This window comes from Hanamia caeni, assembly GCF_003721595.1.
Lineage (GTDB): Bacteria > Bacteroidota > Bacteroidia > Chitinophagales > Chitinophagaceae > Ginsengibacter > Ginsengibacter caeni.
This window is the reverse complement of the sequence record NZ_RJJR01000002.1, coordinates 440,870-464,045: the sequence shown is the minus strand read 5'-3', so window position 1 is coordinate 464,045 and position 23,176 is coordinate 440,870. Positions and strand designations below refer to the sequence as shown.

Genomic DNA, 23,176 nt, shown 5'->3' with positions numbered 1-23,176 from the left:
ATATAACTGATGAAAAAATTTTTTGATCTCCGCTTCGTAATTGGTATTTTTTTTCTTGCTGTTGGTATATTATTATTGATTTACAGCATCGTGAGCCCAAGTGCCGAACATCCGGAAGTAAACAGGTACAGTTCAATTTTTTTCATTGTTTTTGCTATCATAATGATACTAATGTCTTTTGACAAAAAGCCTGAGGATGAATTATAATTAAATAGAAAAATTTTCCTAAAAATATTCGGAGCAAAAAATCTTGCTTTTTTATTGCTTTACTACCAATCTTCAGCATCACACCTTCACATATATTCTCTTCTTATTAAGCCACCAGCCTATGCTCCAGCAAAACAGCATAAACGTTATAGCAAAAAGAAATGAGCCAAAGGGGCCCGGTGCAATTAACTGGAAAAAATGTGTATTTACAAATCCAAATAAGCTTTCCCTGCCAATCGGAATCATAAAGAGAATCACCACAAAGATTTCAGACAGTACATAAATGAACAGCGGATTTCTACCAAAAATCATAAAGAATTCAGTCCATCTAACAACTTTTCGCTTGCTCATCTCAATAATATAAACAAGTGCCGAAATCCAGATTAAATCAATTCCGGAGGTTAGTAAAACAAATGGGCTTGTCCACAATTTTTTTCCTATCGGAAAAACAAGATTCCAGCACAGTGCAATAAAAATTAACAGGGCTCCGGCAAGCAATAGTTTTGCAAGGCATTCGAAAGTCTTTCCTTTTTCCTGGATGAACTTTCCGGCTAAAAATCCTATCACCACATTCACGATCGCCGAAATGGTGCTTAACCAGCCTTCCGGGTCAAAAGGAATGCCTTCGCCGTGATACAAATGATCATTACCCATCAGAAATTTATCAAAATAGTTTCCTGCATTTCCGATCATGCTGTAAGGCTGGTTGGCGTCGCCGAAAGCAAGTAGAATGAACCAATAGCCGACCAGAAGAATAACACTTACCAGAATCACCTTATCTTTTGACAAGTATTGAACTATCAGCGAACCAAAAAAATAACATAAAGCTATACGTTGCAAAACGCCCATAATGCGGGTATGGCTCATCGGCGCTGCGGTGATATGGCCATGTGCATCCAAATTAAAAAACGGAAACCAATACATCAGGTAGCCTATTAAAAAAATCAAAATAGTTCTCTTAACGATTTTCTTTAAAAAAGCTCCATTGCTGATTAGCTTGTATTTGCTTTGTGAAAAGCTCATGGCATTGCCCACCGCAAATAAGAATGATGGAAACACAAGATCCGTTGGAGTAAATCCAAACCAGGTAGCGTGTTCCAGCGGAGCATAAGGGCTTGCTCCGCTGCCCGGCGTATTAACAATTATCATAAAACAAATTGTCATTCCCCTGAAAACGTCTAATGCTAAAAAACGTTCTTTAATTGGCTTCATGCGTTGCGGTTAATTTTAATAGATTATCTGTCCGAAATTGTAGAGCGTATAATTGATTTTCCATCGGGTGTAAAAAATACATCGCCTGTCTTTTTTTGTGGCGCGTTATTCGAGTCAATAAATTGAACTGAGAGCCGATACCTTATCAGTTTTTTGAAATCATTGTTGGCGGCGCTTTCAACAGTGTCTTCGCTAAATGCAGTCACATCATACGCGCGAATCTTATAAAGTTTCGATCGGATTTCGTCTTTGGCCATTATCTGGCGTTTGTCGCTATCGAAACTGGCGCTTTCACAAGCAAAAAAAACAGGTAGGATACAAAGTAAAAGAAGCGCTATGACAATAAGTTGCCCTTTTCGTGAAGAGTTCATTTAAATTTCAATTTTATTTTTTAATTGCTTCAAGAGCCATCAGTAAGTAATAAAAGGAAAATTACCAGGCTGGTCAAAATATCTTATCAAACAATCGGCCTCAAATGTAAATAATTCCATGATTCATTTCACCAGAATTTGCTAAAGTCTGCATGAATGTGCTGCGTTTTCAAAAATCAATTAGTTTTACCGCCAATCGATTAACATGGGACCAATCGCAGAAGAAATTGTTGATTTTTTTAAAAAGCACAACCAGGAGCCTATAATTAGTTTTGACAAGCTTCCGAGGTCCGGCGGCGACCGTGTCTATTTCCGCATCTGCACAGAAAAAAAATCTTACATAGCAACCTACGACGAAAACATTCGTGAAAGCAAAACCTTTTTATACTTCACGAACCATTTTTCTAATATCAGTACTCCCGTTCCTGAGGTATATTTTTGTTCTGACGATTTCAAAATGTATATGCAACAAGATTTTGGGCCTGTTTCGCTTTTAAATGAACTGGAAGAATATGGTGAGAATGACTATGTGTATTCATTGTTTCAAAAAAGCCTGAAAGCGCTTGCATGGATGCAAATAAAAGGCTTCGACAAGCTGGACTGTTCTTATTGCCTTACTTCAAAAAAATTTGGAAGACAGGCAATTTTGAGCGACCTGCTGTATTTCAAATATTATTTTCTGGATACGCTAAAAATACCTTACGATAAAGAAAAGCTGGTTCACGATTTTGAAAAATTAAGCGCTTACCTGACCAAAGTAGAACATAAATATTTTATGTTCCGCGATTTCCAGAGCAGGAATATTATTGTTAAAAACAACGAAGTTCATTTCATCGATTACCAGGGCGGAATGAAAGGTGCCCTTCAATATGATGTGGCTTCGTTGCTATGGCAGGCAAGGGCGAATCTTTCAGATGAATGGAAAGATTCATTGCTCGGATATTACATGGATTGCGCATCTGAGGTGTTGGGAAAAGAGCTTGACAGGCCACGGTTTATTAATCAATACAACGGATATGTGTTATTAAGATTGATGCAGGTGCTGGGCGCGTATGGCTTTCGCGGATTGTTTGAAAGAAAGGCGCAATTTTTAACCAGCATTCCATTGGCATTAGAAAATATAAAATGGTTTGTCGGCAACAGGAAAATCGGAATCGAATTGTCCGAATATGAAAGGATTTTACAATTAATAGTACAGGATGAAATTATTAACCGCTTCAAACCTTTACAGGCAGACGATCTCACGCCGCTGGTTGTAACCATCAATAGTTTTTCTTATTTAAAATCAGGATATCCGCCAGATAAAAGTGACAATGGTGGCGGCTTCGTTTTTGATTGCCGCGGGATTTTAAATCCGGGCCGGTTCGAAGAATATAAAAAAATTAATGGCCGCGATAAACCCGTGATAGATTTTTTGGAGCAGCAAACATCCATGCCCGAATTTATGAACAGCGTTTATAACATCGTTGACATCTCCGTTGAGAATTATATTCAAAGAAAATTCTCATCGCTCTGCATAAGCTTTGGCTGCACCGGCGGCCAACACAGAAGCGTGTATGCAGCGGATGCACTTGCGCGGTACCTGCGAAACAAATTCAAAGTAAGAATTGAATTAAACCACCTGGAACAGGGAATTCATGAACTAAAGGGTTTTGAAAAATAATGATACATGAAAGCAATGATACTGGCAGCAGGGTTAGGAACCAGGCTGAAACCATTCACTGACCATCATCCCAAAGCATTGGCGGTGGTAAATGATAAAACAATTCTTCAAAGAAATATAGAATATCTCGCCTCATTTGGAATTAAGGATATCATCATAAATGTTCATCATTTTGCCGAACAGGTCTTTTTATTTATGGAAAAAAATAATGGTTTTGGAAGTAACATTTCTTTTTCTCATGAAATGGATGAAGTGCTTGAAACCGGCGGTGGCCTTAAAAAAGCTGCCTGGTTTTTTGAAAAACAAAATGAGCCATTTGTGGTAATGAATGTAGACGTGTTAACGGATATGAACCTTGACGCAATGATTTCGCTACATCAAACTAAAAGCCCCATAGCCACCTTAGCCGTTTCATCAAGGCAGACTTCGAGATACTTTTTATTTGATAAATCCAACATTCTTTGTGGATGGAAAAATGTAAAAACAGGAGAGCAAAAAATAAGCAGGCAATCTTCAGAATATATTGAAAAAGCCTTCAGCGGCATTCATGTTATTTCACCCGGAATTTTTTGTTTAATCAAACAGGAAGGTAAATTTTCGATGGTAGATGTATACCTGGAACTTGCCAAAACCCAGGTAATCCAAGCCTTTGACCATACCGGTTCAAAATTTATTGATGTGGGCAAGCCGGAAAGTATTTTGCAGGCAGCACAGATTTTTCCTAAATAAAAAAAAGATTTTTTGTTCTTTTACTGTCATCTATAGTGGCGGAAAAATGGCTTAAATACCAAAGCTATTTTGACAAAAAACCAGCGATAATTTTAGTTATCTGCTCAAATTCCAGCAAGAATCCATCATGGCCATAATGTGAATGAATCTCAACAAATTCTCCGTTCGGAATATATTTACCCATTAACTTTTGCTCATTCACAGGAAATAAAATATCGGTGGTGATTCCAATGGCAAGCGCCTTTGAATTAATTCTTTGCAATGCCTTTTTAACACTTTCCCTTCCACGCCCGACATTGTGAGCGTCCATTCCTTTACTCAAAAAATAATAGCTGAATGCATTAAATCTTTTTGCCAGCTTTTCACCCTGGTATTTTTGATAAGACTCACTTTTAAAATCTTCAATCTTATTTAAATTCTCCTCGTGTTGAGTAACGTCATACGTCTCATAATTCCTGTACGAAATCAACGCTATGCTGCGAGCGGCTTTCATGCCTTCCATGCCGGCCTGCTTATTTTTTTGTTTCCACGTGGTGTCTGCTTCTATGCACATTCTCTGCGAAGCGTTTAAAGCAATTCCCCAGGGAGAATGTTGCGCATTGGTGCCAATTGGAAAAATATATTCAAATAAATCCGGTTCTTCTATTGCCCATTCCAGTAGCTGCTGTCCGCCCATTGAACCACCAATTCCGATTTTCACTTTTTCGATACCCAAAAATTCCTTCAATGGCTTATAAGAACGAACCATATCCCTTGGCGTAAAAAGGGGGAAATCATGATAATAAATTTGCCCGGTTTCAGGATTTTTATCAAAGGGACCAATGCTGCCATAGCAGCTTCCCGGCATATTTACACAAACAATAAAATATTTTTCGGGATCGAATAATTTTCCTTCACCCGCTAATCCCGGCCACCATTCTGTAGGAACACTGTTGGCTGTAAGCGCGTGAAAAATCCATACTACATTATCCTTTTTGTCATTCATTTTTCCATAGGTGGTATATGCCAAATGATATTCAGGAAGAACATAGCCGGATTCGAGTGTGAGAGGCTTCTTCGATGAAAAAATACTTTTCGTCAAAATCTGTATTTTGAAAATTTTTGCAAAAATAAATGATAACCACATTGCCTGCAAACGAATTCAATTGCAGGCAATAAGGTTATCAGGCAATACTTAATGCAGTCCTCTATTTTGGAAATACCTTTTCAAAGGCCTGTTCTATATCGGCCTTAATATCGTCAATATGTTCAATGCCTACGGCAACCCGCAACAGGCCAGGAGTCACGCCTGCAGACAATTGCTCCTCATCAGATAATTGCTGGTGCGTGGTTATTGAAGGCTGTATAATGAGTGTTTTTGTATCACCAACGTTTGCCAGGTTGCTGATCATTTTTAAATTATCCACAAACTTGGTCGCATTGTCTTTACTGCCCTTCACTTCAAATGAAAGTACGGCGCCGGCGCCCTTTGATAAATATTTTTGGGCATTGGCATAATGAGGGCTGCTTTGCAGGCCCGGATAATTTACCTTTTCAACATTGGGATGTTCTTCAAGCCATTGCGCTAACGCCAGCGTGTTCTGCACATGGCGTTCAACGCGTAATGAAAGTGTTTCCAAACCCTGAATCAGCAGGAATGAATTAAACGGAGAAATTGCAGGCCCAAAATCTCTGAGCCCTTCTACACGGGCGCGGATAATAAACTGGATATTTCCGAATGGCCCTTTGCTGCCGAAAACATCGTTAAAAACCAAACCATGGTATCCTTCAGATGGTTCAGAAAACATAGGATACTTGCCGTTGCCCCAATTATAATTGCCGCCATCGACAATTACGCCGCCGATGCTGTTTCCATGTCCACCAATCCATTTGGTAGCGGCCTGTACCACTACGTTTGCACCATGTTCCAACGGGCGAAACAAATATCCTGCGCAAGCAAATGTATTATCCACTATCAGAGGTAAATCATGTTTTTTAGCCAATTCAGCAAGCTTATCAAAATCAGGAATGTTGAAATCGGGGTTGCCAATAGTTTCTGTATAAATGGCTTTTGTTTTTTCATCAATAAGGCTTTCAAAATTCTCAACATTGTTGTCTTTTGCAAACCTGGCTTCAATGCCGAAACGTTTCAGAGAAACTTTAAATTGATTGAACGACCCTCCATATAAAAAAGGGCTTGAAACAAAATTATCGCCCGATTGTAAAATATTAGTCAACGCCAAAAACTGCGCTGCTTGTCCTGAGGACGTAGCCAATCCAGCAACACCGCCTTCCAAAGCTGCCACACGTTTTTCAAAAACGTCTGTAGTTGGATTCATGATGCGTGTATAAATATTGCCGAACTCTTTTAGTGCAAAAAGATTAGCCCCGTGCTCTGAGTTTTTAAAATTGAAAGAGGTGGTTTGATAAATAGGAACAGCCCTTGAACCGGTGGTAGGGTCAGGCTCCTGGCCTGCGTGCTGCTGTAAGGTTTCAAAATGTTGACTCATAAATGAAAATTTATTTTTTAAAAAATGAAATATTTATAATGGATAGCGCATAGCGCCAGTGATGGATGGTATGAAGTTTTTTTATGCCTTACGGCATACAACGATTATACATGCAAGTATTACAGCAGGTTAAGGATATCATTGAAATTGAAAGATGATTTATAATTAATATCCTACAAATATAGTAGGGAAATAACAAGAACAGCAAATTTTTTTTATTTCAAAAAAAATAAGGCCAGTAAAGCAGCAAAAAGCCGGATTTTATATTTCCTTCTCGAAGCATGTTTATCCGCATACTTTTTCAAAAAGAAAATAAAAGCAAGGTTAAAAATGTGTGGCAACAGGTATTGCAGGTAAAATAAATTCCCCGGTTTTCCGGCCAGAGTTGGCTTTAAATCAACCCTTTCAAATTATTAAAGAGATTTTAATTATTATTTTTCAAAAAAAATTGCTCGTAATTTCGTATCAATGGCACTGGCACTTGATATCCCAAAATATACGATGAACGAAGAAGAAGAAAAGAAAGAAATTCTTCGTAAGTACCGTGCTTTGCTTCGCGCTCTCAAACCCAAGTTAAAACCCGGCAGCAAAAAACAGATAAGGGTTGCTTTTGAAATGGCGGCTGAGGCGCATAAAAACATGCGGCGCAAAAGTGGAGAGCCTTATATTCTTCACCCGTTGGCAGTGTCCATGATTTGCGTGGAAGAAATCGGCCTTGGCGTTCGCAGTACTATTTGTGCTTTGCTTCATGATACGGTTGAAGATTCAGATGTTACGCTGGATATGGTGTCACGCGAGTTCGGCCCGGAAATAGCCAAAATTGTAGATGGCCTCACCAAGATTTCGAATGTGCTGGATGCCAATTCTTCCCAGCAGGCAGAAAATTTTAAAAAGATATTACTGACGCTTACCGACGACCCCAGGGTAATTTTGATTAAACTGGCCGACAGGCTTCACAATATGCGCACACTCGGCAGCATGAAGCGGGAAAAACAGTTAAAAATCGCTTCCGAAACAGTGTATGTTTACGCTCCGCTGGCTCACCGCATGGGCCTTTATAATATCAAAACGGAGATGGAAGACCTCTCCATGAAATACATGGAGCCTGATAGCTATCGCTACATTGCAGAAAAGCTGGCAAATACCAAAAGAGAACGTACGCGGTACATTAATGATTTCATCAGGCCGTTAAAAGAAAAATTAAAGCAGGCAAATTTTGATTTCGAAATCTATGGCCGTCCTAAAAGCATTCATTCTATCTGGAACAAAATGAAAACCAAAAGTGTTTCATTTGAAGAAGTGTACGACCTGTTTGCTATACGGATTATTCTGAATTCGCCTCCCGAAAGGGAAAAAGAAGATTGCTGGAAAGTGTATAGCCTGGTAACTGATGAATACAGCCCTTCCACTAAAAGGCTGCGCGACTGGCTAAGCAATCCCAAAAGCAACGGCTATGAAGCGCTGCATACTACCGTGATGGGGCCGCACGGCAAATGGGTAGAAGTGCAGATACGCACCAAACGCATGAACGATATAGCAGAAAAAGGTTTGGCTGCCCATTGGAAATATAAAGAAGGTACCACTGTTGAAAACCGGTTTGACAACTGGTTTAAGCAAATCCGCGATATGCTTGCCGCACAAGATACTAACTCTGTCGACTTTTTACAGGATTTTAAAGTGTCGTTCCTTGCTGAAGAAATTTATGTCTATTCCCCGAAGGGAGATATTAAAATGCTGCCCAGTGGCGCATCTGCTTTGGATTTCGCTTTCGCCATCCACACTGCCATTGGCGAAAAATGTATTGGAGCAAAAGTGAACCACAAATTGGTGCCAATAGGTTTTAAATTAAGAAGCGGCGACCAGGTAGAAATTATCACTTCCACCAAACAAAAACCCAAAGCAGAATGGCTAAAGATGGTAGTCACCAGCAAAGCCCGTTCTAAAATAAAAGATTCATTAAAAGAGGAGAAAAGGAAAATAGCGGAAGAAGGAAAAACTGCGCTGCATAAAAAATTAGAGGCAATGGGAGTTCCGATGAGCCAGGGGAATCTTGATGAGCTTGCAGAATTTTATAAAGTAAGCTCTCACCTGGATCTGCTGTATGACATTTCTGTTAAAAAAATTGATCTTCATGAGCTGAAAGATTTTAAAATACTAGGCGACAAACTTTCTATTCCGAAGGTGGTGAAGCTACCTGAAGAAAAACCGGAACTTAAAGATAAAAAAGACAAAAAAGATAATGAACTAATCATCTTTGGCGAAAGCAGCGATAAAATCATGTACTCGCTTGCCAACTGCTGCAAGCCCATCCCCGGCGATGATGTGTTTGGTTTTGTAACACAGGGAGAAGGATTGAAAATTCACAGAACTAACTGTCCCAATGCAGCCAGGTTATTATCGAATTACGGGCACCGCGTAGTTAAAACCAAGTGGGTTAAAAATAAAGAAATCTCTTTCCTTACTGGCATCAAAATAATCGGGCTCGACGATGTAGGCGTTATCAATAAAATTACCAACCTTATCAGCGGCACACTAAAAATAAATATCAACGCGCTTACTATCGAAGCTAAAGAAGGCCTCTTTGAAGGAAATGTAAAAGTATATGTACATGATAAAGACGAGCTTGATGCATTGGTTACCAATCTGAACGCTTTGCCAGGCATCGAAAGCGTGGAAAGGTATGATATGGAATAACTTTTCATTAGCAGTAAACCAGTAAATACCGCGTAATTTTATTTTGCAGCTTGCGTTAGCCCTCCCCTTTTTCTTTATCCCAATAGTATTTTCAGGCATATCTTTTTGATGCATTTAGTAGCCATTGATAAAAATTGAATGAATAAATAACGGGCTAATTTTCATAATTTACAGGACAAAAAATTTTTACCAACCAAAAAGTTGATGAGTTGTAAACTCTTAATTCATTAGAAATATGGTGAAGCATTCCGGCGTTTCGGCTGATTTTAAAAAATTACAAAAAAAGTTTTCTGCTGAATACAGTTCTGTTTTTTCTGAAAGAATGACGCAAAAGGCGATAGTAATTGTTCCCAGCATAACCATGGACCAGGAGATTCTGGCAAAAATTGACGGGGTAAATCATTATGAAGAAAGAATGCTTTGCATGTTAATGCTTTTGCGCATGCCCAATACACATGTGATATATGTAACCAGCATGCCGGTGCATAATATCATCATGGATTATTATTTACACTTGCTGCCGGGCATCACAGGCTATCACGCACGCCAAAGATTGAAAACTTTAGCTTGTTTTGATTCATCTCCCAAATCGCTCACCGAAAAAATTCTTGACCGCCCGCGCCTGATAGAACGGATTAAAAAACATATTCCTAATGGTTTTGCTTCGCACCTGGTATGTTTTAATGTGACGGCTGCCGAACGCAAATTAGCCTTGCAACTGGGCATTCCCATATACGGATGTGACCCTGACCTGCTGTATCTTGGAACAAAAAGTTTTAGCAAAAAAATTTTCAGAGAATGCGGCATAGATACGCCATTCGGTTATGAAGATTGCCAATCGGAAGAGGATATTATCGAAGCGCTGTTTTCGCTTAAAAATAATTTTCCAGAAATAAATAAAGCGGTAATAAAACTAAACGAGGGATTCTCAGGCGAAGGCAATGCGATATTTTCTTTTGACAACGCACCGGCAACAGAAACGTTGAAATCCTGGATACACAAAGTTCTTCCCACCCGTTTGCAAATCGTTGCCCGCGAATTAAGCTATACTGGTTTTATTGAAAAATTAAATAAAATGGGCGGCATCGTGGAATCATTTGTAAGCAGCGATACAATCACGTCGCCATCGGTGCAATGCCGCATAACGCCAACCGGCGAAATCAATATCATATCCACGCACGACCAGGTGATTGGCGGCAATATCGGCCAGGTATTTCTGGGTGCGCATTTTCCTGCTGATGCGGAATATGCAGCCACCATCGGCGAATATGGAAGGCATATTTCAGAAAAACTTAAAGAGTATGGAGCAATGGGAAGATTTTCGATCGACTTTATCTCTGTAAAAAGTGATAATCAATGGAAGCACTACGCAATCGAAATTAATCTAAGAAAGGGAGGCACTACACATCCCTATTTGATGCTTCAATATCTGACTGATGGAAGCTATGATTCATCCAAAGGAATCTATCTTACTGCCAGTGGCCAGCAACGATTTTATTTTTTTTCTGACAACCTTCAAAGTGAAAACTATAAAGGCCTGACGCCTCACGACCTGATTGAAATTGCTACCGCAAATGACCTTTTATATGATGGCAGCACCCAGCAGGGAATTATGTTTCACATGATTGGCGCTTTATCGCAATATGGAAAATTAGGTATCCTTTGCGTTGGCGATACCCGCAAAAAATCAATGGAATATTATCATAAAATTGTAGAAGTGCTTAACAGGGAAAAGCACAGTTATGAATATTGACTATTTTGATTCAAAAGGATATTTCAACCCTATTTGCCTGCGAATGGCCGTCATTGTTTCGTGAATACTATGGGAGCGTGAATGTGGAATAATATCACTTTCGATTCTTCCTGATAAGATTTTATCATTGGCATGCTGCATTTCAAAAATAAATCCATGTGAAGTACGATGGTCTTCGTAAGTTTCCACATGATTAAATTCTTTATCGAATATTCTTGCCGCGCCCGCTTTCCAGAAATCAGGAATTTCAATGTAACCTTCTTCGCCAAACAGTTTCAACGTATTGCCCATGCGAGTCACCATGGAGGTAAACAAATCAGCCGTAACATCGCCGTATTGAAAAATCATTCCTACGCTTTCATCCACGCCTGTATGAGTCATCACACCTGAAGCTGTAATTTGCTCAGGCGATTTGCCGGCAAAATAATAAGCCAAAGATATCGGATACACTCCCAGATCCAGCAGAGCGCCACCAGCAAGGTTAGGATTATACATTCTGCCTTGCATATTTTTTTCCATATTAAAAGCAAAGTCGGCCTGGATAACTTTTAGCTTCCCGATGCGGCCTTGCGCGAGCCATTCTTTGGCTTTTTGAATGGCAGGCAAAAAATAAGTCCACATGGCTTCCATCAAAAAAACATTCTTCTCTTCTGAAACAGACAATAGTTTTTTAAACTGGCTATCATTTACAGTAATTGGTTTTTCACACAACACTGCCTTTCCATTTTGCAAACACCGCATCGCTTGTTCAAAATGAAAGTTGTGAGTGGTAGCAATATAAACAGCATCTATACTATCGCTGTTAAATAGCTCTTCATGGCTTATTGCCTCCGGAATATTGTATTCCTTCGCAAAAGAAGCTGCCTTTTCTTTATCGTTGGAAGCAACGGCTATCAACTCTGCATTTTGCATCAAATAAAAATCTTTTGCAAATGCATTCGCAATTCGGCCGGCTCCTAATATTGCCCAACGGACTTTATTTTTTTCGCTCATTGTTTTTTAGATTATGGCTGAAGATAAAAATTCAATTACAATTCATCAAATGAAGTTCAATTAACGTTACTTATATCGGACCATATACCTGAATGCGAAATAAAAATCTGAATTATTTGTTGCTTTACTGCAACGATTCGTTAATTACCTTCACTGGCAAAATGAAATTCAAATATTATTAACAATGAAATACCTCTGTTTTTTATCATTTTTATTCTTTTCGTCTTTTTCATTTGGCCAGCAACGTTTGGATTCTTTAACCATAGAAAAAATAATGAGCGATCCAAAATGGATGGGCTCCTCACCGTCCAATCCTTTCTGGAACGCAGACGGCACGAGGTTATATTTCGACTGGAATCCGGAAAATGCACCGGCTGATTCGTTATATTATATCACTACAAAAAATAAAACTCCCGTAAAAGCCACTGCTTCAGACAAACAAAATATAGTGGCTGCCTATAGCGCGGTTTATAATTTACACAGGTCTGCTTATGTATACGAGCTTGCAGGTGATATTTTTTATAAAGAAATAAAAACAGGTAAAATTTATCGTATTACAAATACAGAAGAAACAGAATTCAGTCCGCAGTTTTCTTTTAATGAAAGCCAGATTGCTTATCAGCAAAATCAGAATTTATATGCATGGAACATGCAAACAGGCGAAACGCAACAGCTTACCAATTTTGTGAAAGAAGATAGTAAAACAGAAGATGAAGAAAACCTGTCAAAGGAAGACCAATGGCTTAAAAATGAACAAATTCAATACATGAAGGTTTTGCGTAAAAGAATAGAGAAAAAACAACTTCAAAAAATGTACGACAGCATTCATGAAAAAAATAGATTGAAAAAAATTGTTACCGGCAACAAAACCGTTCGTGATCTCGCAATAAGCCCTGACGGAAGATTTATCAATTACGAATTATATCAATCACCGGAAAAATCAAAGCCTACTATTGTTCCTGATTATGTAACGGAGTCAGGATACACGAAAAGCATTCCTGGCCGCCGAAAAGTGGGCCAGCCCGAGGGTATGTATCAATTTTATATTTATGACAGGCAGGCGGACAGCATCTTTGAAATAAAGACTGATTCGATAGAAGGCATCAGAGACATTCCCGAATTTATCAAAGATTATCCAACAGAGTGGACGGAAAGAAAAAAGCAAAACAAATTGCGCAACGTTTATTTCGCTTCAGCACAATGGTCGCCACACGGTAAGAATCTTATGCTGGATATTCATGCACAGGATCATAAGGACCGGTGGATTATGCTATGGGACACAGCCACAAAAAAATTAAAATTGATGGATCGTCAGCATGACAGCGCCTGGATTGGAGGACCTGGCTTATGGAACAGCGGATGGATAAATGACGAAGAATATTGGTTTCAATCAGAGGCGACGGGCTTTTCACATTTGTATTCGGTAAATGTGAACACTGCAAAAAAGAAAGCGCACACTACGGGCAACTATGAAGTATTGGATGCGCGGCTTTCCAATGATAAAAAATATTTTTATATATCCACCAATCAAAGCGAGCCAGCGCAGCAACAATATTATCGTTTACCCCTCACCGTTAGTAAGGCTGAAAAAATAACGGACATGATGGGTGGAAACGAAGTAACTCTTTCACCCGATGAAAAAACCATTGCTATATTGTATTCATACACTACCAAACCGTGGGAATTGTATGTGCAGCAAAATAAACCTGGTGCAAAAGCAATACAGATAACCAACAAAGCAGAAAGCGATGAATATAAATCTTACGCCTGGCGCGATCCGGAGATTTTCACTTTCGCCGCACGGGATGGAGCAATGGTGCATGCAAGAATATATAAGCCGGCAAAGCCCGCGGCTGAAAAGCCTGCCGTAATTTTTGTGCATGGCGCGGGCTATCTGCAGAATGTAGACAAATGGTGGAGTTATTATTTCAGAGAAACGATGTTTAATAATTTATTGGCAGACCATGGATATTATGTAATGGATATTGACTATCGTGCCAGCGCAGGCTATGGGCGCGATTGGCGCACAGCCATCTACCGGCACATGGGCGGCAAAGACTTAACGGACAATGTAGATGGCGCAAATTATCTTGTGAAAAAATTTGGAGTAAACCCAAAAAGAATTGGAATATACGGAGGTTCTTATGGAGGATTTATAACGCTCATGGCAATGTTTACCACGCCGGATATCTTTGCTGCTGGCTCAGGCCAGCGCTCTGTTACAGACTGGGCCAATTACAACAACGGCTACACTTCCAACATTCTCAATAAGCCGTATGAAGATAGCATTGCTTACAAAAGAAGCTCGCCCATCTATTTTGTAAATGGCTTAAAAGGGCATTTGTTAATGTGCCATGGAATGTTAGATCAGAATGTGCATTTCCAGGATATAGTAAAAGTTACTCAAAGATTAATAGAGCTCGGAAAAGATAATTGGGAGTTAGCATCTTACCCGATGGAGGATCACGATTTTGAAGATGCATCAAGCTGGACCGATGAATACAAAAGGATTTTTAAATTATTTGAAGATGTTTTGAAAAGCAGGGACAGTGAATAAATAAATAAGACAGAATTATTTCGTACTGGTACGGTTAGTCTAATTACAAATCCCTTACAATCACGGAAAACGCAAAAACCAGTTTGTTCAACAAACAATCGTCCATTCGATTTAATAAAAACACTTTTCGTAATTTCAGGTGAATTTTAATTTACCTGGTCTGGTTAAAAAATTGCAATGGCCTTCTCAATTGCAGTTCTCAAAATAGGTTTATCCGCAGCTTGCTACATCGGATTGGACTTTATAAATTATAGAACAAATTGAAAAATATGTCAAATGTTTTAGAGGGGTTTTCAAAAAAGAATAAAGAGGAAAAGCTCGAGGTGATTGGTAATTTTTTCAAAAACAAAACAGAAATTATCCGATATTTTAAAAGCTTCCATCACCAGGACAAGGCCATCCAGGAACTGATTGAAGAATTTAGTGAAAACACGATTTCCAATTTCCATTTGCCTTATAGTGTAGCACCAAATTTCTTAATTAATCAAAAAGTATATACGCTGCCGATGGTAATTGAAGAGAGCTCTGTAGTAGCAGCAGCTTCGCATAGCGCAAAGTTCTGGTTTGCGCATGGCGGTTTTAAAAGTGAAATCGTTGCGACTGAAAAAGTAGGCCAGGTTCATTTTATATGGAGGGATAATCTGCAATTATTGCAAAGCAGTTTTGCTGAATTAAAAAAAATTCTTATCTCCTCAACAGATTCCATTACTGAAAATATGCGCCGGAGAGGTGGAGGAATTACGGACATTATTTTAAAAGATTTGTCCGGTGAAGAGCCAGGACTAATGCAGCTTTTTTGCACCTTTGAAACAGTAGATTCAATGGGTGCGAATTTCATTAATTCATGCCTTGAACAATTTGCAATCACCTTCAAGAAATGGTACGCTTCACAGCCTGGTTTTTCAGGCAACGGCCTTGAGATTATCATGTGTATACTTTCTAATCTGACACCACGCTGCCGTGTAAAATGTTGGGTTGAAACGCCGGTAAATAATTTTAATAAAGCTGTTCCCGGCTTAAGCGGCCAGGAATTTGCACGCCGCTTTTATATGGGAGTGAGAGTAGCAGAAGTAGACCCGTTCAGGGCTGTAACGCACAATAAAGGAATTTTTAATGGCGTGGACGCTATCGTATTAGCCAGCGGGAATGACTTTCGGGCAGTAGAAGCTTGTGGGCATGCGTACGCAGCGGCAACCGGAAAATATCAGCCGCTAAGTAAAGTAATTTTAGAAAAAGATAACTTCAAATTTATTTTAGAATTGCCACTTGCACTCGGTGTGGTGGGCGGATTAACTAATCTTCACCCACTAGTAAAATTGTCATTAGAATTGTTGAGGCATCCTTCGGCGAAAGAATTAATGTGCATCGCAGCGGCTTCCGGGCTGGCTAACAATTTTTCAGCCGTGAAATCATTGGTAACAACAGGCATTCAAACGGGTCACATGAAAATGCACCTGTTTAATATTATGAAACAATTAGAGGTGCCTGAACAGTATAAACAAAAGATCGTAGAACATTTTAAACATGAAAAAGTTTCTGTGTCCGCAGTCAGAAGAATAGTAGAAAATTTAAAGAAAAATGAAATGTTGACGCCCTCTGAAAAACCGGTAAAGATATAATTAGCCACCATGAACTTTTATGCCTCAGGAAAACTCTTATTATTCGGTGAATATCTTGTGCTCAGGGGATCCGGATGCCTTGCTATTCCACTAAACTATGGCCAAAAATTGCAGGTGGAATCTTCAAAAAATGATTTTTTTGAATGGACCAGCAATTACAATGATGCCACATGGTTTTCATGCATTTTTTCTAAAACGCTCGAAATTATAAATACCTCAGATTTACCAAAAGCGCAAACGCTCACAGGTTTAATGGAACTTATAAAAGAAAGGAATCCTTATTTATTTGAAAAGGGTTTGAATTTTTACACCGAAATGAATTTCAAACCCGAATGGGGCTTCGGTTCCAGCTCAACTTTTATAAGCTTGTTGGCACAATGGAGTAAAATCGATCCTTATCTTTTATTGGAAAAATCTTTTGGTGGATCGGGATATGATGTTGCCTGTGCAACGGCAAAAACGCCTCTAATATATGATATGCAAAGTCGCCACACTGCGCCGGTATACTTATTTCCAAAAATCACTTCAAAAATATTGTTTGTGTATAGCGGCAAAAAAAAAGACAGTAACGAGGCCGTCAAACAATTTAGCGCCGAAACAGTATCTGATGATGATATTGAAAAAATGAAGAGGATAATTATAGCTGCAGCAAATGCCACTCAGGTAGATGTGCTTGAGGAGGCAATGGAGGAAAGCGAAAAGCTGCTAAGCCACATTTTGAAACTAAAGCCAGTAAAGAAAATTTTTTTCGCCGATTATCGATTTGCTATTAAATCATTAGGCGCGTGGGGAGGCGATTTTTTTATGGCAAGTTTTCGAAAGGAAGTTGAAGCGAGGAAATATTTTCAAGAGAGAGGATACTCCACGTTATTTAATTACAATGAACTTATAAAAAAATAAATGCAAGGTATAAATACAGAGATAATAAAGGTTTCATGGCGCTGCCCTTCTAATATTGCTATAGTAAAATATTGGGGCAAAAAAGAACACCAGCTTCCCTGCAATCCTTCCGTTAGCATGACATTAACCAATGCTTTTACGGAAATTGACATGCAGCTTTCTGAAAAAAAATCAAAAGAAGAAATTGTCTTGAATTATTTTTTTGAAGGAAAAAAAAACGAGCTATTTGAGCAACGTCTACTCAAATATTTAATAAGCCTGAAAGCCGGTCTTCCTTTTTTAGGCGATTGGAACCTCACAATACATTCTAAAAACAGTTTTCCGCATTCGGCCGGAATCGCGTCTTCTGCTTCCGCGTTTGGAGCCCTTGCTCTTTGCCTGTCTGATTTGTCGTACAATTATTTTCAGGAAAAAAAAGAAGGAGATTTTTTACAAAATGCTTCGCGACTCGCGCGGCTGGGAAGCGGAAGCGCCTGCCGTTCTGTTTATCCCGGCTTCGTTCTTTGGGGTGATAATAAAGATTTTCCCGGTTCATCTGATGAATTTGCAATACCAATATCCGGAATTCATCAAAATTTTAAAGATTTGCAGGATGCACTTTTAATTATTGAAAAAGAACCAAAAAAGGTTTCAAGTTCTGCCGGCCATGCGCTCATGAAAGATCATCCATTTGCTAACAATCGGTTTGCGCAGGCAAATCAGCGCGCTTCCAGAATGTTAAAAGTATTATCCACAGGCGACTGGGAAGAGTTTATTTACATCGCAGAATCAGAAGCATTAACTTTGCACGCCATGATGCTCACCTCTAAAGATTATTATCTCCTGATGAAGCCAGGCACTTTAATGGCCATTGAAAAAATAACCAATTTCAGAAATGACACAAAAATTCCTGTTTGCTTTACTCTGGATGCGGGCCCGAATTTACACGTGCTTTATCCCGCTTCTGATAAACACACAGTAAACGAATTTTTAAAAAATAATCTGAGAGATTGCGTTAAGGAAATCATTTTCGATAAGTCAGGAAAAGGTCCTGAAAAAATAAAAAGTTAACAGCCGGCGATGGAAAGTTTCAATTCAAAAGTCCTGTTATTAGGTGAATACAGCGCGCTCTATAATAGCATGGCGCTGGTAATGCCTTACGACCGGTTTTCAGGACAACTCACTTTTGCCAACAGGGACACAACAAATAAATTCGCTTTTCGTTCCAATGAATTTTTAAAAAAATTTTCAACTTTTGTCGCTAACCACGCAGATGAAAATTTTGTTTTGGAAGTAAAAAAATTTGAACAGGAAATTGAAAACGGGCTTTTCTTTAACAGCAATATTCCCCAGGGATACGGACTTGGAAGTTCCGGCGCGCTTGTAGTGGCGATATTTTTAAGGTATTTAAAAAAAGCAAAAGAATTTAAGGATGAATTAAAGCATCTCACTTTGGAAACGGCCCAAAAACTAAAAAAAAGTTTAGGCCAGATGGAATCTTTTTTTCACGGAACCAGCTCAGGATTGGATCCTTTAAGCATCATCCTGAATAAGCCTATTCTTTACAAAAATGCCGACGAAATTTTACCTGTATCCATTCCTGATTCAAATGAAAAAGGCAACAACATAATTTTTCTCTTGAATACAGGCATTTCCCGGCAAACATCAGCGATGATGCAGCAATTCAAAAGCTTTTGCGAAGAAACTGAATTCAGAAACAAAATCCAGGACGAGTTGGTAAATTATACCAATGCAAGCATTCAGTCATTTTTAGAAAATAATCCGATCACATTATATCAAAACCTGGAAAACCTTATCCGCTTCCAGCTCGAAGAAATGCAGTTTTTTATTCCTTCTTCTTTTCAAAATGTAATGAAGAAAGGAATTAACAACGGAGATTATTTCTTAAAAATTTGTGGAGCCGGAGGTGGCGGTTTTATGCTTGGTTTTACCGGCAACTGGGCAAAGACGTCCGAAGATTTAAAAGCCTTTTCGCCACAAATTATTTATCGCTACTGATAAAATAAAAATCATTACAATTTATTTGTTTACTGCTATAACGGTGATGGATAAACGAAATTCATAAAATAATTTTGTTTCTTGTTCACACAATATTCCCAAAGTAAAAATTTATGTTGTTGTATAAACGTTGCGGGATTCTTTTTTCATCCCGATGGCGTACGCCGGCAACTTTGTTGGGATATAAAAATTGCTTACACAGTAAACGAAAAAATAGGCATTTTTTTTATTTTGATTAAAACAAAAAAAGCATTGCCGGTCTGCTCCAATTAATGTTTAAAATGCCTCATCCCTGTAATGACCATCACCAGGTTATTTTCTTTACAAAAACGGATGGAATCTTTATCTCTTATTGAACCGCCCGGTTGTATAAAGGCTGTAATACCCGCGTCGTAAGCCAGTTTTACGCAATCATCAAAAGGGAAAAAAGCGTCGCTTGCCACCACTGCATTTTTTAAATCAAATTCAAACTGGTTAGCTTTTGCAATGGCCTGCTTCATGGAATCCACCCTGGAAGTTTGTCCGCAACCTTTTCCCAAAAGTTGCCTGTTTTTCACAATGGCGATAGCATTGCTTTTTAAATGTTTGCAAACAAGATTGGCGAAAATTAAATCTTCCTTTTCCTGTTGAGTAGCATTTCTTGCGCCTTCGTCTTTCCATTCGGCAAAATTGCCTTTGTCATTATCCTGGATTAATAAACCATTTAATATTCTTTTCGATTGTTGTGCTCCTTCAGGAAACTTTTTCAATTTCAAAAGAATGCGGTTCTTCTTTATTTTTAAATCCCCGAGAGCATCCTGGTCAAAAGAAGGGGCTATCAATACTTCGAAAAACAAATCTTTCAAAGCTTCAGCCGTCTTTTTATCAATAGCAGTGTTGGCAATTAAAATACCGCCAAATGCGCTTTCAGGGTCGCCGGCCAGCGCAGCAGCAAAAGCCTCCGATACTGTATCTCTTTGAGCAATTCCGCAAACATTGGTATGCTTAAAAATGGCAAAAGTTACCGCTTCGTCTGGATTATTTTCGAACTCATTCATCAATTGCAAAGCGCCATCTATGTCTACAAGATTATTATAAGAAAGTTCCTTACCACTCAGTTGCTCAAAAATTTCATCCAGGTTGCCCACATAAAATCCTTGCTGGTGAGGGTTTTCACCATAGCGCAGGGTTTTCTTTTCTTCAGAAAAAGGATTGGAAAAATCAGAATGGTTAAAATAATTGGAGATGGCAATGTCGTATCGTGTGCAAACATCAAACGCTTTTCTTGCAAACTCTTTTCTTTCTTCCAAAGAAGTTTCCGCGTTTTTTTCAGATAAAATTTCCCGGAGATTTTTATACTCATTCTTATCTGCAACCACCACGGCATGTTTAAAATTTTTAGCCGCTGCACGAATCATCGACGGGCCGCCGATATCAATTTTTTCAATTATAGCCGCTTCATCACTGGTTGATTTTACAGTTTCTTCAAACGGGTATAAATCCACGATTACCAAATCAATTGCAGGAATTTTATATTGCTCCATTTCTTTCAAATCGCTTTCCACATCGCGCCTGGCAAGAAAACCGCCAAACACAACAGGATGAAGTGTTTTAACACGGCCTCCGAGTATAGAAGGATAACCCGTGAGCGATTCAACGGCAACACAGGAGCCACCGTTTTCTTCAATGAATTTCTGCGTACCGCCCGTACTGTATATGGTAATATTTTGTTGACGAAGCAAAGGGATAATTTCTTTCAATCCCTCTTTATTAAAGACCGAAATGAGAGCTGATTTTATTTTTTGTTGCATTTGTAGACACAAATTTTTTCATTTATAAATTGATAACTATGGCACCCTGTTCCAAAACAGAATGGAAGTGCAAATGTAATTCTTCGCATTCTTTTTTCCATTGCTCAATTTTGTAAGGCGAATTAGAAGCATCAAAAATGTAATTCTTGCAATCAAAATTTTTGGCGATTTGCGTGATTTTTATTTGAGGATTTTTTGAAATAATAATATAATCAATTTTCATTTTTTCATCACTTTGAAAATCACAATTTGATGAATCAATTACTAATAATCTGTTGGAATGAAATTGAAAAAAATTATTTTTTACAAACAACTGTACAGGTTTTGTACAGGTATCATTTAGCTGAAAAGCAATACGCACGGGCTTCAGATTGTAGTTATTCAAAAGCTTGTCGTGCACAACTTCATTGTCGCCGGCATAATAGAAATTATTTCTATCAATAAATTGTATGGCCTTATGTTGCGGGATATTAAAGACAATAATTTTCTTTTGCTGATATATATTCCACTCACGCCGTGCTTTCACGATAAAAAATAACAAAAGAAATGCAGCAGAGAATTTAAAGGTATTCTTATTTCTTTCAATGAAAGCATACACCATGCCGATGATAAAGAAATACAATAACGCGGTTTCAACTTTAGAAACCAAAACACCCTGCCACAAAGAATAAGGAATTGAATCAAAAAACAGAACGGAATGGTTCAAAAACCATAACAAGGCATACAAAATTTTTGCGCAGTAAAATGCCAGCAAATGCAGTGGTGAAACTGCCATTAAAAAAAGACATCCAAATAATATTAAAGTAGAGAGAGGAATGGCAATAAGATTAGCTAATAAAAATAATAACGGCAACTGGTGAAAATAATACAGGCACAATGGAAAAGTAAATAATTGCGCTGCTAATGACACCGCCATGATTTCCCATCCTTTTTGAAGCCATTTGTTTTTAAAAGAAATCCACGCTGATATTGGTTTCTGAGCCACTACAATACCGATGACAGCCAGGTAGGACAATTGGAAACCCACGTCCCACAAAACAAACGGGTCAATGCATAATAACAAAAAGGCAGAAGCCGCAATTGAATTATAAACAGACCCTTTTTTATCAAGGGCAGTTCCAAGAATAATAAAAGAAAACATAAGAGCGGCGCGCAATACAGAAGGTGAAGCGCCCGTAACCAATGCAAAAAACCACAGGCCGGAAACAATTAACAGCAGCCGGAAAGCTTTTGATTTTTTCGTGAAAGGCAAAATTGAAAATAGCCAAAAGAGTACCGAATAAATAATACCAATGTGAAGGCCGGAAATTGCAATGATATGGACTACGCCTGCATTGCTGTATGCCTGTACTAAATCCTTATCAAGGTCAACCTTATACCCGATTAATAAAGCCTTTGCAATTGCCGACTCATCATTTTTACCTAAATATTTTTCAAGAATAGTAACGGTTTTAGTCCGGACCGAAAAAATGATTGAGGCCCAGAGTTTTTTATTTTTTGAAGGCAATACAACCCATTCATTTTCTCTTAAAAATACCTGGTGATACAGTTGGTGATTCGCACAATATTGACGGTAATCGAATGCAGCAGGATTGCCCGGATTAGGAATCGGGCTTAATTGTTTGTTTACTATAATTTGGTCGCCATATTCCAGCTTCGGAGCGCCCTCTTTGGAAAAGTAGGCTAAAAACATCCCGGTTGTTTTTATTATTTTCCCATTTTGAACAACACCATTCGCCTTTAAAATCGCTTTAAAAGATTTTGGCTTTTCCTCCAAAGGCTCAGCTACGGAAGCAATCAAATAATTCTTTTCATTTTTGAATTTTCCATACCAGTTGTTACTATTTCTTACGTTCTTATTCCAGGTAAAAAAAGAACCTGAAAAGAAAAGTAATAACGATAATAATATTCCGCCAGCCATTCTGAAACGAAACCTAAACGCTTCAGGTAGAAATGAAAATAAAACTAAAAGCGCTGCAATAGCGCTGCAGGCAGAAAGCAGCATTTGAATTGTAAAACCCAAATGAACCTGGGTAATAATTCCCAATATAACGGGGATGAGTACACGAATAAACGGAGCTTTTTTCCAGGCAGGTATGTGGTATGATTTTCTCATTAAAAAGCAGTTTTAGCAATAGAACTAAAGCGGAGAATTTGGTAAAAGGCATTTCAATTCAGGACTGAAGATACATTTTTAATAA

At 38.5% G+C, this 23,176-nt stretch carries 17 protein-coding genes; 10 read left to right on the top strand and 7 right to left on the bottom strand.

What is annotated here, in order from left to right:
* The first annotated feature begins 9 nt into the window (after positions 1-9).
* The gene (locus EFY79_RS05225; protein ID WP_123119619.1) at positions 10-207 is read left to right on the top strand and encodes a hypothetical protein; all 198 of its coding nucleotides are present in this window, start codon (positions 10-12) and stop codon (positions 205-207) included.
* 78 nt (positions 208-285) lie between these two features.
* Here EFY79_RS05225 and EFY79_RS05220 read toward each other — a convergent pair whose 3' ends face one another.
* Positions 286-1,419: an acyltransferase family protein gene (locus EFY79_RS05220; protein ID WP_123119618.1), complete on the bottom strand. Its 1,134-nt coding sequence runs from the start codon at positions 1,417-1,419 to the stop codon at positions 286-288.
* 23 nt (positions 1,420-1,442) lie between these two features.
* Positions 1,443-1,790 (bottom strand): hypothetical protein, encoded by a 348-nt coding sequence (locus EFY79_RS05215; protein WP_123119617.1) that lies wholly within the window; start codon positions 1,788-1,790, stop codon positions 1,443-1,445.
* 205 nt (positions 1,791-1,995) lie between these two features.
* On the opposite strand from EFY79_RS05215, the gene EFY79_RS05210 reads away from it, so the two are divergent.
* Together EFY79_RS05210 and EFY79_RS05205 are read left to right on the top strand one after the other, a co-directional pair.
* A complete protein-coding gene (locus EFY79_RS05210; RefSeq protein ID WP_123119616.1) occupies positions 1,996-3,453 on the top strand; it encodes a RapZ C-terminal domain-containing protein in 1,458 nt (485 codons plus the stop codon).
* Between the two features lie 6 nt (positions 3,454-3,459).
* Positions 3,460-4,182, top strand: a complete 723-nt coding sequence (locus tag EFY79_RS05205) for a nucleotidyltransferase family protein (RefSeq protein ID WP_123119615.1) — start codon at positions 3,460-3,462, stop codon at positions 4,180-4,182.
* A gap of 64 nt (positions 4,183-4,246) precedes the next feature.
* On the opposite strand, the gene EFY79_RS05200 is transcribed toward EFY79_RS05205, so the two are convergent.
* Positions 4,247-5,263 carry a homoserine O-acetyltransferase family protein gene (locus EFY79_RS05200; RefSeq protein ID WP_233577923.1) on the bottom strand — a complete coding sequence of 339 codons (1,017 nt, stop codon included), beginning with the start codon at positions 5,261-5,263 and terminating at the stop codon, positions 4,247-4,249.
* 106 nt (positions 5,264-5,369) lie between these two features.
* Complete coding sequence (locus EFY79_RS05195; RefSeq protein WP_123119613.1) at positions 5,370-6,671, bottom strand: O-acetylhomoserine aminocarboxypropyltransferase/cysteine synthase family protein; 1,302 nt, start codon at positions 6,669-6,671, stop codon at positions 5,370-5,372.
* Between the two features lie 468 nt (positions 6,672-7,139).
* Between EFY79_RS05195 and EFY79_RS05190 the strand changes: the two genes are divergently transcribed.
* Positions 7,140-9,365, top strand: coding sequence for a RelA/SpoT family protein (locus EFY79_RS05190; RefSeq protein WP_123119612.1), 2,226 nt, complete (start codon positions 7,140-7,142; stop codon positions 9,363-9,365).
* Between the two features lie 235 nt (positions 9,366-9,600).
* Positions 9,601-11,118: a peptide ligase PGM1-related protein gene (locus EFY79_RS22080; protein ID WP_123119611.1), complete on the top strand. Its 1,518-nt coding sequence runs from the start codon at positions 9,601-9,603 to the stop codon at positions 11,116-11,118.
* Here EFY79_RS22080 and EFY79_RS05180 read toward each other — a convergent pair whose 3' ends face one another.
* Complete coding sequence (locus EFY79_RS05180) at positions 11,119-12,111, bottom strand: Gfo/Idh/MocA family protein (RefSeq protein WP_123119610.1); 993 nt, start codon at positions 12,109-12,111, stop codon at positions 11,119-11,121.
* 184 nt (positions 12,112-12,295) lie between these two features.
* Between EFY79_RS05180 and EFY79_RS05175 the strand changes: the two genes are divergently transcribed.
* From EFY79_RS05175 to EFY79_RS05155, 5 genes are all read left to right on the top strand, one after another.
* Entirely contained in the window at positions 12,296-14,668 is a 2,373-nt protein-coding gene (locus EFY79_RS05175; RefSeq protein WP_123119609.1) for a S9 family peptidase, read from the top strand.
* 269 nt (positions 14,669-14,937) lie between these two features.
* Positions 14,938-16,287: a hydroxymethylglutaryl-CoA reductase, degradative gene (locus EFY79_RS05170; RefSeq protein ID WP_199727442.1), complete on the top strand. Its 1,350-nt coding sequence runs from the start codon at positions 14,938-14,940 to the stop codon at positions 16,285-16,287.
* A gap of 9 nt (positions 16,288-16,296) precedes the next feature.
* Positions 16,297-17,187 (top strand): GYDIA family GHMP kinase, encoded by an 891-nt coding sequence (locus tag EFY79_RS05165; protein ID WP_123119607.1) that lies wholly within the window; start codon positions 16,297-16,299, stop codon positions 17,185-17,187.
* Positions 17,188-18,237 carry a diphosphomevalonate/mevalonate 3,5-bisphosphate decarboxylase family protein gene (locus EFY79_RS05160; RefSeq protein WP_123119606.1) on the top strand — a complete coding sequence of 350 codons (1,050 nt, stop codon included), beginning with the start codon at positions 17,188-17,190 and terminating at the stop codon, positions 18,235-18,237. It begins immediately after the preceding gene.
* Positions 18,238-18,246: 9 nt separating this feature from the next.
* The gene (locus tag EFY79_RS05155) at positions 18,247-19,185 is read left to right on the top strand and encodes a mevalonate kinase family protein (protein WP_123119605.1); all 939 of its coding nucleotides are present in this window, start codon (positions 18,247-18,249) and stop codon (positions 19,183-19,185) included.
* Positions 19,186-19,454: 269 nt separating this feature from the next.
* On the opposite strand, the gene purH is transcribed toward EFY79_RS05155, so the two are convergent.
* The gene (gene purH, locus EFY79_RS05145) at positions 19,455-20,975 is read right to left on the bottom strand and encodes a bifunctional phosphoribosylaminoimidazolecarboxamide formyltransferase/IMP cyclohydrolase (RefSeq protein ID WP_123119603.1); all 1,521 of its coding nucleotides are present in this window, start codon (positions 20,973-20,975) and stop codon (positions 19,455-19,457) included.
* Positions 20,976-20,997: 22 nt separating this feature from the next.
* The gene (locus tag EFY79_RS05140) at positions 20,998-23,091 is read right to left on the bottom strand and encodes a ComEC/Rec2 family competence protein (RefSeq protein ID WP_123119602.1); all 2,094 of its coding nucleotides are present in this window, start codon (positions 23,089-23,091) and stop codon (positions 20,998-21,000) included.
* Positions 23,092-23,176 lie beyond the last annotated feature (85 nt).